The 12,273-nt window shown below is 72.4% G+C and carries 10 protein-coding genes; 8 read left to right on the top strand and 2 right to left on the bottom strand.

Annotated features, from left to right (window positions below):
- The first annotated feature begins 39 nt into the window (after nt 1-39).
- Nucleotides 40-1,632: an ABC transporter substrate-binding protein gene (locus MKK88_RS16350; protein ID WP_244001463.1), complete on the top strand. Its 1,593-nt coding sequence runs from the start codon at nt 40-42 to the stop codon at nt 1,630-1,632.
- 13 nt (nt 1,633-1,645) lie between these two features.
- Here MKK88_RS16350 and MKK88_RS16345 read toward each other — a convergent pair whose 3' ends face one another.
- On the bottom strand, nt 1,646-3,109 hold the full coding sequence (locus MKK88_RS16345) for an amidohydrolase family protein (RefSeq protein ID WP_244001461.1): 1,464 nt from the start codon (nt 3,107-3,109) through the stop codon (nt 1,646-1,648).
- 139 nt (nt 3,110-3,248) lie between these two features.
- Between MKK88_RS16345 and MKK88_RS16340 the strand changes: the two genes are divergently transcribed.
- Entirely contained in the window at nt 3,249-3,929 is a 681-nt protein-coding gene (locus MKK88_RS16340; RefSeq protein ID WP_244001459.1) for an aspartate/glutamate racemase family protein, read from the top strand.
- A gap of 13 nt (nt 3,930-3,942) precedes the next feature.
- On the top strand, nt 3,943-5,262 hold the full coding sequence (locus MKK88_RS16335; protein ID WP_244001457.1) for a dihydroorotase: 1,320 nt from the start codon (nt 3,943-3,945) through the stop codon (nt 5,260-5,262).
- A gap of 11 nt (nt 5,263-5,273) precedes the next feature.
- Here MKK88_RS16335 and MKK88_RS16330 read toward each other — a convergent pair whose 3' ends face one another.
- Nucleotides 5,274-6,560: a hydantoinase/carbamoylase family amidase gene (locus MKK88_RS16330; RefSeq protein WP_244001455.1), complete on the bottom strand. Its 1,287-nt coding sequence runs from the start codon at nt 6,558-6,560 to the stop codon at nt 5,274-5,276.
- A 355-nt stretch (nt 6,561-6,915) separates the two neighbouring features.
- On the opposite strand from MKK88_RS16330, the gene MKK88_RS16325 reads away from it, so the two are divergent.
- Genes MKK88_RS16325 through urtE form a run of 5 tightly spaced genes read left to right on the top strand, consistent with a single transcriptional unit; the run spans nt 6,916 to nt 12,268 of the window.
- Nucleotides 6,916-8,142: a transporter substrate-binding protein gene (locus MKK88_RS16325; RefSeq protein ID WP_244001453.1), complete on the top strand. Its 1,227-nt coding sequence runs from the start codon at nt 6,916-6,918 to the stop codon at nt 8,140-8,142.
- On the top strand, nt 8,135-9,754 hold the full coding sequence (gene urtB, locus MKK88_RS16320) for an urea ABC transporter permease subunit UrtB (protein WP_244001451.1): 1,620 nt from the start codon (nt 8,135-8,137) through the stop codon (nt 9,752-9,754). Before MKK88_RS16325 ends, urtB begins: the two co-directional genes overlap by 8 nt.
- Complete coding sequence (gene urtC, locus MKK88_RS16315; RefSeq protein ID WP_244001449.1) at nt 9,751-10,851, top strand: urea ABC transporter permease subunit UrtC; 1,101 nt, start codon at nt 9,751-9,753, stop codon at nt 10,849-10,851. The genes urtB and urtC overlap by 4 nt, the downstream gene beginning before the upstream one ends.
- On the top strand, nt 10,848-11,558 hold the full coding sequence (locus MKK88_RS16310) for an ATP-binding cassette domain-containing protein (protein WP_244001447.1): 711 nt from the start codon (nt 10,848-10,850) through the stop codon (nt 11,556-11,558). The genes urtC and MKK88_RS16310 overlap by 4 nt, the downstream gene beginning before the upstream one ends.
- Nucleotides 11,555-12,268, top strand: coding sequence for an urea ABC transporter ATP-binding subunit UrtE (urtE, locus tag MKK88_RS16305; RefSeq protein WP_244001446.1), 714 nt, complete (start codon nt 11,555-11,557; stop codon nt 12,266-12,268). Before MKK88_RS16310 ends, urtE begins: the two co-directional genes overlap by 4 nt.
- Nucleotides 12,269-12,273: the final 5 nt, after the last annotated feature.

Here is a 12,273-nt window from a genome sequence, read left to right as displayed (position 1 = left end):
GGCTGAACGTGGCCGGCTGAGCAGAGTGGGAGTTGTCCGATGAAGCGGCGTACGCTGTTGCAGGGAGCCGGAGCCGTGGTGGCGAGCGCGGTCGCGGCGCCATCCCTGGTCCGCGCGGCGGCCGCCACGACCCTGCGCTTCATCCCGCAGCAGGACCTCGTCACCCTCGATCCGGTGACGACCTTCGCGTACATCACCCGCAACCACGGCTACATGGTGTTCGACACCCTCTACGGCATGGACGGCGCCTATCGCGCCACGCCGCAGATGGTCGAGGGTCACCGGATCGAACAGGACGGCTGCCGCTGGGACCTGACCCTGCGCGAGGGCCTGCGCTTCCACGACGGCACGCCGGTTCTCGCCCGCGACTGCGTCGCCTCCCTGCGGCGCTGGGCCAAGCGCGATCCGTTCGGCGGCTCGCTGATGGCGATGACCGACGAACTCTCGGCGCCCGATGACCGGACCATCCGGTTCCAGCTCAAGCAGCCGTTCCCGCTCCTGCCGATTGCGCTGGGCAAGGCCTCGGTGCCGGTCTGCGCCATGATGCCGGAGCGCCTCGCCGTCACCGATCCGTTCCAGCAGGTGCCCGAGCTGATCGGCTCGGGGCCGTTCCGCTTCAAGGCGGACGAGCGCGTGCCCGGCGACCGCACGGTCTACACCCGCTTCGAGGGCTACGTGCCCCGCAAGGACGGAGCGCTCACCTGGACCTCGGGTCCGAAGGTCGTCCACTACGACCGGGTCGAGTGGCGCGTGATCGGCGACACCTCCACGGCGACCTCGGCGCTGATCGCCGGCGAGGCCGACTGGCAGGAATACGCCTCGCACGACCAGCTCGGCCTGCTGAAGGCCGCGAAGGGCGTGACCACCCGCGTGCTCGACACGACGGGGTTCGTCACGATGCTGCGGGTCAACCATCTGCAGCCCCCCTTCAACAACCCGGCGATCCGGCGGGCGCTCTGGGGCGGGATCGACCAGACCGCCTGCATGCAGGGCGTCGTGGGCGTGGACGATCCCAGCCTGTTCCACGTCCCCCTCGGCTTCTTCTGCCCCGACACCCCGATGGCCTCCACGGAGGGCCTCGGGCCGCTCAGCGGCCCACGCGATCCGGCCAAGGTGCGCGCCGAATTGAAGGCCGCCGGCTACAATGGCGAGACCGTCTTGTTGATGGTGCCGTCGAACTCGGCACCCCTGCTGGCGCTCGGGCAAGTCGCGGCCGACCTGCTGCAGCGGGTCGGCATGAAGGTCGAGGTCTACGCGGTCGAGTTCAACGCGATGCTGCAGCGGCGCAACCGCAAAGGGCCGGTCTCAGAGGGCGGCTGGAGCGCCTTCGTGACCAACTGGTCCGGCATGGATTGGCTGAACCCCGCCGGCTACATCGCCCTGCGCGGCACCGGCGAGACCGGCTATGCCGGCTGGGCCACGACCCCGCGGATCGAGGCCCTGCGCGACGCGTGGTTCACCGCCCCGGACGAGGCGGCCCGCGCCGCGCTCTGCCGGGACATCCAGCTCCAGGCGATGCAGGACGTGCCCTACTACCCCCTCGGCCAGTACCTGCAGCCGACCGCCTTCCGCTCCGGCCTGACCGGGATCCTCGACGGGTTCCCGACCTTCTGGAACGTCCGGCCCGCCTGAGTCGCCCGGGGCGTCACAGCCCCGGGAAGGTCGGCGGCGCGACGGCGTCGGGGCCGCGCCCGGCCCAGTCGAGCTGCCGGATCTGCGCCAGCGCGCGGCCCTGCGCCTCCTCCAGGGCGGCCGCGGCGGCGGCATAGTCGATCGTCAGGGCGCGGCCATCGCGCACGATCTCGCGGCCGCCGACGAAGACTTGCCGGACCGCGCGGTCACCCGCCGAGTAGATCAGCGACTGCACGGGATCGCGGCACGGGCGCATGGCCGGGTGCGCGCAGTCGACGAGGACGAAATCGGCCTTGCAGCCTGGCTCCAGCCGGCCGATGTCGCTGCGCCCGAGGGCCTTCGCACCCCCCACCGTGGCGGCGTGGAACACGTCCGCCGCCCGGGTATCGCGGGGATTCTCGGCCACGACCCGGGCGAGGTACGAGACGAGGCGCATCTCATCCAGCATGTTGTGCGGGTAGACGTCCGTGCCGATGCCCATGTTGACGCCGGCCTGCAGGTAGCGGCCGAAATGATGGAGCGCGATGCCGCGCCGGGCGAAGACCGTCGGGCAATGGGCGACGGTCGCGCCGCGCTCGGCCAGGCGCCGCATGTCCGAGCCTGGGCTGTGCCAATGGGTCCAGGGATGGTCGTCGAGGAAGATCCCGTGGCCCACGATGGTGCGCTCGGTCAGCACGCCGAGGTCGTCGAGCCACTCGATCGGCGTCATCCCGGTGCGGCGGGTGATCTCGTGGAATTCCGACAGGGACTGCGCCGCGTGCGTGTGGAAGCGCAGGTCGCGCGCGACCGCCTCGGCATGGGCGTCCCGCAGCAGCTCCGCCGTGCAGGTATCGACCTGCGCCGGGCAGAGCATGCCGGAGAGGCGCCCGCTCGGGTGCGCCTGTGCCGCCTCGATCTCGGTGAGCGCCTGCTCCAGGCCCCGCTCGCCCGCCGCTTCGTCCCATTCGTATTCCACGCTGTGGCCGTTCCGGGTGAGCCAGCGACCCGACCGGAACATCGGGGCGATGCAGACCCGCAGGCCCGAGGCGCCGAGGCGGTCGAGCCAGCCCTCGCTCGGCAGGGCGAGGTCGCAGACGGTGGTGACGCCCGAGAGCGCCAGTTCGGCGAGCGCCACCCCGTAGGCGGCCCGTGTTCCCTCCGCGTCGGGCCGCAGGATCGGCAGGTACTCGTAGAGCGAGGTGTTGTAGAGGCGCTGGCTGCCCACCTCGTCCCACATGCCCTTGTTCATCGGCTCCGAGAACAGGTGGGTGTGGATGTCCACGAGGCCGGGCATGACCAGGCAGCCGGCGGCGTCGATGGTCCGGTCCGGCGGCGGCCCCGCATAGCCCGGCCCGACATGGGTGAGGATGCCGTCCGCGAAGACCACATCCGCGCCGGTCCGGTAGACGTGGCCGCCGCTGTCGGGATCCCAGGCGACGACCCACCGGGCTCCCGTCACCCGGGTGACACCGGTCGATCCGTCCGCTGCGTCGTGCATCGATCACCTCTCCTCTGGGTCGCTGGAATGGGCAAGATCGGTGCCTTCCGGGTTGCACCGGGGGGACGGCCCGGGTTTCGCATCGCGCCGGCCACTCTCGTCAGCGGCGGGCCTTCGCGCCGGTTCCGCAGGAGGTGGCATGCAACAGCCCGGCGCGGTCAGATCCACGCGCATCCTGGTGATCAACCCCAATTCCTCCCGGGCGGTGACGGCCGCCATCGACGCGGCGCTGGACCCGCTGCGCCTCGCCGGCGGCCCCGCCATCGCCGTGACGGACCTGCCCAAGGGGCCGGCCAGCATCGGGTCCCAGCAGGACGCCGATTCCGTGGTGATGCCGCTCGCCCGGCGCATCGCGGCCGACGGGGCGGACGCCTTCGTCATCGCCTGCTTCAGCGACCCGGGCCTGCACACCGCCCGCGAGGTCGCCGGCGGCCGGCCCGTGATGGGCATCGCCGAGTGGGGCCTCCTCCGGTCGCTCACCCTCGGCGAACGCTTCGGGATCATCGCCCTGTCGGAGGGCAGCGTGCGGCGCCAGCGCCGGATGGTCCGCCAGATGGGCCTCGGCGCGCGCTACGCCGGCAGCCGGCCGGTGGAGGCGCAGGCAAAGGAGACCGCGGGTGAGGCCATCCGGGATCGCCTGATCGCGGCGGCACGGCTCCTGGTCGCGCGCGACGGTGCCGACGTCCTCGTGCTGGGCTGCGCCGGCATGGCGCCGCACCGGGCCGCGGTCGAGCGGGCGGCCGGGTGTCCGGTGATCGAGCCCTGCCAGCAGGCGGTGGCGGCCGCCCTCGGGGCGGTGCTGCTCAAGACGGCCCCCTAGGAAGGACCCGGCGATGCACTACGACCTGCTGATCCGCGGCGGCACCTGCGTCACCCCCTGGGGCACCGAGGCGATCGATCTCGGTGTCCGCGACGGGCGCATCGCGGACCTCGCGACGTCGGCCGAGGCCACCGCGGAAACGGTGATCGACGCCGCGGGCCTGCATGTCCTGCCCGGCCTGATCGACAGCCACGTCCACCTGCGCGATCCCGGCGACCCGGCGGTGGAGACGATCGAGACCGGCACGCGGGCCGCGGTGCTGGGCGGGATCGCCACCCTGTTCGACATGCCCAACACCGTCCCGCCGATCGCCGATAACGAGCGCCTCGCCTGGAAGCGCACCTACGTGGCAGGCCGGAGCTGGTGCGACATCGGCCTCTACGTGGCGGGCACCAAGACCAACATCGATGCCCTCGCGGCCCTGGAGCGGGAGCCGGGGGTCTGTGCCGTCAAGGTCTTTGCCGGCAGCTCCACGGCCGCGCTGATGATCGAGGACGACGCCCATCTCGAGCGGGCGATGCGTTCGGGCCATCGGCGCATGGCCTTCCACAGCGAGGACGAGGACCGGCTCCAGGCCCGCAAGGCGCTGTTCAGCCGGGGCCAGCCCTACCGGACCCACATGGAATGGCGGGACGAGGAATGCGCCTTCCTGGGCACGCGGCGCCTCATGGCACTTGCGCGGGAGACCGGGCGGGCGACCCACATCCTGCACGTCTCCACCGCCGAGGAACTCGCCTATCTCCGCGACTTCCGCGACGTCGCCACCGTCGAGGTTCTGGTCAATCACCTCACCCAGGTGGCCCCGGACTGCTACGACACGCTGGGCGGCTTCGGCGTGATGAACCCGCCGATCCGCGGCGAGCGGCATCGGGCGGCGGCGTGGGCGGCGATCCGCGACGGGACCGTCGACACGGTCGGCAGCGATCACGCGCCCCACGCGCGGGCCGCCAAGGAGCAGCCCTGGCCGGATTGCCCGGCCGGCCTCACCGGGGTCCAGACCCTGGTGCCGATCATGCTCGACCACGTGGCGGCCGGGCGCCTGTCGCTGGCGCGCCTCGTCGACCTGATGGCGGCCGGCCCGGCCCGGGTCTACGGCCTCGCCGGCAAGGGCCGGATCGCCGCCGGCTACGACGCCGACTTCACCCTCGTGGACCTGAAAGCCCGCCGCCGGATCGAGGAATCCTGGATCGTCTCGCCCTGCGGCTGGACGCCGTTTGCCGGCACCGATGTCACCGGCTGGCCGATGGCCACGATCGTACGCGGCCGCCTCGTGATGCGCGACGACACGGTGCTCGGCACGCCGACCGGCGCCCTCGCGTGCTTTGCCGCCTGACGGGCACTTTCTCAGCCCCCGCAGGTCTCCGCCACCAGCCAGGCGGTGAGGATCGCGGCGGCGTCGAGGAGATCGTCGGTCGCCATGGCCTCGTCGGGGTTGTGGCTGCCGTTGGCATTGCGCACGAACAGCATGGCCATCGGCACGCCGGCCTTGGCGAAGGCGGCCGCGTCGTGCGAGGCCGGGCTGCCGAGGGGCCGGATGGCGATGCCGAGCGCCTCCGCGGCCGCCGCGAGGCCATCGCGGATCCGGGGACAGACCGCGCCGACCCCCGCCTCGGCGCGGGGGCCGAGCGCCACCGTCACGCCGCGGCGCTCGGAGACCTCCGCCACGGCCGCGAGGAACGCCGTCTCCAGCTCCGCCAGAACCACGGCCGTATAGGCGCGCATATCGAGGCTGAAGCGGAACGCGCCTGGGACGGTGGTCAGGCCATGGACCGCGGCATCGGTGTGGAACCGGCCGAAGGTGACGGCCATCGGGCAGCCCTCTGCCTCGCGCGCAGCCCAGACCCGGTCGAGGGCCAGGGCGATCTCGGCACCTGCCATGGCGGCATCGCGGCGGAAACGGCGGGGCGTGCCGACATGATCGGGGCGCCCGACGATCCGGACATCGGGATAGCGGACGTTGCCGGGAATCCCGGTGCAGAGGCCGACCGGGATCCCGGCCTCCTCCAGGCTCGGCGCCTGCTCGATATGAACCTCCAGGAACGCGTGGATCGCGGCGGCGTCGAGGGCGGGCGGCCCGCGCCGCAGCGCATCGACGTCGCCGCCTGCGCGGGCGATATGCGTGGCGAGGCTCAGGCCGTCGTCAATCCGGGCGACGTCGAGCGCCCCCTCCGGCAGGGTGCCCAGCGCCGCCCGGCTGCCGATGTAGGAGACCTGGAACCAGACGCTCTCCTCGGCGCGGATGCCCATGACGGTGATGTCGCGCGCCGGGGTCAGTTCCAGCGCGCCGAGCGCCGCGACGGCGGCGAGCCCGGCCACCACCCCGGCGGCGCCGTCGAAGTTGCCGCCCCGGGCGACGGTGTCGAGGTGGGAGCCGATCAGGATCGGCGGCAGGCTCCGGTCCCGCCCCGGCAGCGTCAGGGTTGTGTTGGCGGCCGCGTCGCGCCCGATCGCGAGGCCGAGATCGGCGGCGCAGCGCGTCACCACCGCGTGCGCCTCGGTCTCCTCAGGGCTGTAGGAGGGCCGCGTGAACCCGGGATCGGTCCGGCCGCACCGGGCGAGGGCGTCGAACAGCGCCTCCACCCGGCCCCGCTGCGCACGGACCGCCGTGCCGATCGCCGATACCGTGTTCATCCCGCCGCTCCCGGTGCGCGGGTCCGGGGCGGACCGCGACGGCGCCACCTTGCCACTTCCATGCCGGCGCGGCACACATTGGAGGCACCCCGGCCGCCGCCCCGCACGCAATCCGACCCGACCTCCGATCGACCCCGTTGCAGGGTGCAGGCCTGCCGTCGCCATTACGCTCCGGGCGGCACAGATCTGCGACGCCATACGAGAATTTTGACGTTCTCGCCGGATGACCGCCCGCAGCGCGCACAAATGCCGCCAATATGCGCAAGGTCACCACCGGCCTGCAGCCTCTTTGACCTTCCCGTCCCCCGGACCTCGGCCGACAATCGACCCGTCGTTCACAGGAGCTTCGGGTCTGATGACGCATCTCACGCGGCGCGGCTTCGTCGGCACGGCGGCGCTGCTGGCGGCCCCGGCCCTCATCCGCCCGGCCTTCGCGGCCGACACCGTCAAGCTCGGCTGCCTGTTCTCGTCATCGGGCACGATGGCCAATCTCGAGGGCCGGCTGAACCACGTGGTCCGCATGGCCGCCGACGAGATCAACGGGCGCGGCGGCGTCAACGGCCGCCAGATCGAGGTGCTGACCTCCGATCCCGCCTCCGACTGGCCGCTCTACGCCCAGGTCGGCCGTCAGATGCTGCAACAGGAGAAGGTCGCGGCCCTGTTCGGGTGCTGGACCTCCGTGTCGCGCAAGTCGGTGCTGCCGGTGGTCGAGCAGAATGACGGGCTGCTGTTCTACCCGCTCCATTTCGAGGGCGACGAGAACTCCAAGAACGTCGTCTACGTGAACTCGCCGCCCGCGAGTTCGGTGCTGCCGGCGGTCGATTACCTGATGGGCCCGGACGGGGTCGGGGCGAAGCGCTTCTTCATGATCGGCTCGGACTACGTCTGGCCGCGCACGATCAACAAGCAGCTCAAGGGTTACTGGAAGAGCAAGGGCATCCCCGAGAGCGCGTGGCGCGAGGAATACGTGCCGTTCGGCTTCTCGAACTTCCAGACGCTGGTGAATCAGGTCCGCAGCTTCGCCAGCCAGCCGGGCGGTCAGGCGATCGTGGTGCTCACCGTCGTGGGCTCCTCGATCCCCGACTTCCTGCGCGAATTCGCCAACCAGGGCATCAGCGCCACCGACGTGCCGATCCTCGGCCTCGACATGGTGGAGGCCGATCTCGAAGGGCTCGATACCGGAAAGCTCGTCGGCCACCTGAATTGCTGGGCCTATCTCCAGGCCGCCAAGGGCGAGCGCAACCGGAAATTCCTCGCCGACTGGGCCGCCTACGTGAAGGCCAAGAACGTCCCGTTCAGCGCCGACACGGTGATCGACCCGATGGTCTCGGCCTATGACAGCGTCAACCTCTGGGCGCTCGCCGCCGCCAAGGCCGGCTCCTTCGCGGTGCCGGAGGTGCGCAAGGCCTTCGCGGGGCTGAGCTTCGACGACCCGTCCGGCTACACGCTGACCATGACGGGGGAGAACAATTACGTCTCTCGCGGCGTGTTCATCGGCTCGGTCAACGAGAAGCGCGGCTTCGACGTGCTCTGGCAATCCCCGAACGCCCCCGCGCCGGTCCCGTTCAGCCCCTATGGTTGAGCCGCTCCGCGCGCTCCTGGCCCTCTGCTGTCTCGCGCTGCTGACGGCTCCGGCCGCCGCCGCGCCCCTCGATCGAGCGCGCTTCGCGGCGGATCTGTGCGGGGACGGCGCCGCGCAGGTTCGCGGGGCCGAGGGCCTCGTCCAGGCCGGCGGGGATCTGCCGGCGGACGATCTCACCTTCGCTGGCCGGCTCCTCGGTGCGCTGGCCGAGCGCCGCCTGTCCTGCCCGGCGGACGGCGCCCTCCTGCTCGACCGGCCCGGCGCGCCGGAGGGACATGACGCGCTCACCGGCGCGGTCCGGCCGGCCCCGGAGGCGCGCGCGCCGGTCCTCGGCCTGCGCCAGCGCGCCGTAATCGAGACCGCGCGCGGCGCCGTCGCCCTGCTGACCGGCCCGGATCCGGCCGCCCGCGCCGCCGGGCTGGCGGTGGTGGAGCGCCGCATCGCCACCGTCCCGGCGGCTTTGCTCGACCGGGCGCGGGACGCGGAGACGGATGCTGGGCTGAAAGCGACGATCGCCGGCCTCGCCCAGGCGACCGCCCTGTCGTCGCCCGATCCGGCCCGGCGTCGGGCGGCCATCGCGGCCGTGGCCGCGAGCCCCTCGGGGACCGCGCAGGCGCGGCTCGCGGCCCTCAAGGGCGATCCCGCCTACGCCGCCGACCCGGCCTTCCGGGCGGCGCTGGATGCGGGGCTCGCCAAGGTCTCCCGGGCGGTGGCGATCGGCGACGGCCTCGCGGTCGTCTATAACGGCCTGAGCTTCGCCAGCATCCTGTTCATGGCGGCGGCCGGGCTCGCGATCATCTTCGGGCTGATGGGCGTGATCAACCTCGCCCAGGGCGAGTTCATCATGCTCGGCGCCTATGCCACCTACGGTGTGCAGGAGGCCTTCCGGCGCTTCGCCCCCGGCCTGCTCGACCTCTACCTGTTCGCCGCCATCCCGGTCGCCTTCGGAGCGGTCGCCCTGGTGGGGATCACGGTCGAGGCGCTGATCCTGCGCCACCTCTACCGGCGGCCGCTCATGAGCCTGCTGGCCACCTGGGCGGTGAGCCTGTTCCTGGTGAACCTCGTGCGCGTGACGGTCGGCACCCAGAACCTGCAATTCGTCATGCCGGCCTATGTCAGCGGCGGCGTGCCGCTTTACGCCGACTTCGTCATGACCTGGAACCGCCTCTTCGCCATCGGCTTCGCAGTGGCGACCCTCGTCCTGACGCTCCTGATCCTGCGCCGCACGCCGCTCGGTCTCGACATCCGCGCGGTGACCCAGAACCGCGACATGGCGGCCTGCCTCGGCCTGCCGACCCGCCGCATCGACCGGCTCGCCTTCGGGCTGGGCTCGGGGCTCGCAGGCCTCGCCGGGGTGGCGCTCTGCCCGATCTACAGCGTCAATCCCGGCATGGGCGCGGGCTTCATCGTCGACAGCTTCATGGTCGTGGTGCTGGGCGGCGTCGGCAGCCTCCTCGGGACGCTGGTGGCGGCCCTCGGAGTCGGAGGCGCCAACGTGCTGATCGAGCCGATCTCCGGGGCCGTCGCCGCCAAGGTGATCGTGCTGGTCGGCATCATCCTGTTCCTGCAGCGCCGGCCCGAGGGTTTGTTCGCCGTGCGGCGGCGGCGATGAGCGGCGCCGCGCAGACCGCCCTCGCCGCCCCCGCCGGACCGGCGGGGCGCGCCGTACGCGATCCCCTGGTGGCCGGGCTCGTCGGGCTCTGCCTCGCCGCCGCGGCGGCCCTCCTCGTGGCGCCGCCCGCGCCGTACCTCGTCAACGCGCTCGGCCAGCTCGCCGCCTTCGCGATCCTCGCCGTGTCGCTGGATCTGGTCTGGGGCTATCTCGGGATCCTCAGCCTGGGGCACGGGCTGTTCTTCGCCATCGGCGGCTATGTCTGCGCCATGCATCTGCTGGCCCAGGGCGTGGCCGCCACCGGCGTGCTGCCGGACTTCGTGCAGTTCATGGGCTGGACGCGCCTGCCGGCCTACTGGGCGGGCCTCGACCACGCGCCGTACGCCTTCGTCCTCGCCCTGGCAGTCGCCGGCCTCGTGGCCTTCGTGTTCGGGCTCGCCTCGTTCCGCTCGCGGGTGAACGGCGTCTACTTCTCGATCATCAGCCAGGCGCTCGTCTACGTCGCGATGCTGCTGATGTACCGCAACGATACCGGCCTCGGCGGCAACAACGGCATGACCGGCTTCCCGCTGCTGTTCGGCTGGCCGATGGGGTCCCCCGGCGTGGTCACGGGCCTCGCCGTCGCCGCCCTCCTGACGCTGGCGGCGGTGCTCATGGGCACGCGGCTCCTCGTCGGCAGCGCGATCGGGCGGCGGATGCTCGCCTGCCGCGACGACGAGACCCGCCTGCGCACGCTGGGCTTCAGCACCACCCGGCTCAAGCTCGGGATCTGGTGCCTCTCGGCGATGATCGCGGCGCTCGCCGGCATCCTCTACGTGCCGCAGGTCGGCATCATCAACCCGCGGGTGCTGGCGCCCGACCTGTCCATCGAGATTGCCGTCTGGGTGGCGATCGGCGGCCTGGGGCGGCTCGGCGGAGCGGTGATCGGCGCGATCCTCGTCAACGGCCTGAAGTTCTGGCTCAGCGCCGCGATGCCGGAGGCGTGGCCGTTCATCCTGTCGGGGCTGGTGCTCCTCGTGGTGCTGGTCCTGCCGAACGGGCTCCTCGATCTCGTGGGCTTGCGCCCGCGCCCGACCTGGCTGCGGGGCGCCCGATGACCGCCCTCGTGGTCGAGGCCCTCACCGTCGCCTTCGGCCGGTTCACGGCCCTCGACGCCGTCTCGCTCGCCGTGGATCCCGGCGAGGTGCGGGCGGTGATCGGCCCGAACGGGGCCGGCAAGACCACGCTGCTCGACGTGATCTCAGGCGTCACCAAGCCGGTCTCCGGCCGGGTGATGCTGGGCGATCATGTCGATCTCACCCAGCGCTCCGAGGCGGAGATCGCGAAGGCCGGCGTCCGGCGCAAGTTCCAGAAGCCCAGCGTCTTCCCGGCGCTCACCGTGCATGAGAATCTGGAGATCGGCTGCGGACCCGCCCTCCCCAGCCGGGACCGTCCCGCCCGCATCGCCGCGATCCTCGGCGAGATCGGCCTCGGCCCCCGGGCCGCGGTGCCGGCCGGCCGCCTCGCCCACGGCGAGAAGCAGTGGCTGGAGATCGGCATGGTGCTGGCCGCCGAGCCGGCGCTGCTCCTCCTCGACGAGCCCGTGGCCGGGCTCTCCGACGCCGAGACCGCCCAGACCGCCGCGCTGATCCGGCGCTTGCGCCGGCCGGACCGGGCGATCCTCGTGATCGAGCACGACATGGGTTTCGTCGAGGCCATCGCCGACCGGGTGACGGTCCTGCACGAGGGCCGGACCCTCTACGAGGGCAGCATGGCGGGCGCGCGGGCCGATGCCCGGGTGATCGAGGTATTCCTCGGCCGATGACGCACGCCGCGCCGCCCGCCCGCCTCGCCGTCGAGGGGCTCGACCAGCATTACGGCAGCGCGCAGGTGCTCCGGGATGTCGCCCTCGCAGTCGAGCCGGGGGCCTGCCTCGCCGTGCTCGGCCGCAACGGTGCCGGCAAGACCACGCTGCTGCGCTGCCTCACCGGCCTGATCCCGGAAAGCCGCGGCCGGATCGCCCTCGACGGGGCGGACCTGACGCGCCTCTCGCCCGACCGGCGCGCCCGCTCGGGGCTCGCCTACGTGCCGCAGGGCCGCGAGATCTTCTCGGATCTGACCGTCGCCGAGAACCTGCGGGTGGCGGCCCGGGCCCACGGGCTGGAGCGGACCGGGGCGGTCGACGAGGCGGTCGCCCTGTTCCCGGCGCTGCGCGGCCTCTGGCATCGCCCGGGGGGCAACCTCTCGGGCGGCCAGCAGCAGCAGCTCGCCATCGCCCGGGCGCTGGCGACGCGGCCCCGCGCGCTCCTGCTCGACGAGCCGACCGAGGGCATCCAGCCCTCGATCGTCGCCGCCATCGAGGCGGTGATCGCCGGGCTCAAGGGCCGGATCACCGTGCTCCTCGTGGAGCAGTATCTCGACTTCGCCCTCCGGGTCGCCGACACCGTGGTGGTGCTGTCGCGCGGCAGCGTCGTCGCGCGCGGCGATCCCGGGGCGCTGAGCCACGAAGCCCTCACCCGTCACATCGCCGTCTGACATCC

Source organism: Methylobacterium sp. E-005 (assembly GCF_022829725.1).
Taxonomy (GTDB): Bacteria; Pseudomonadota; Alphaproteobacteria; order Rhizobiales; family Beijerinckiaceae; genus Methylobacterium.
This window is presented reverse-complemented; position numbering and strand designations above follow the sequence as displayed.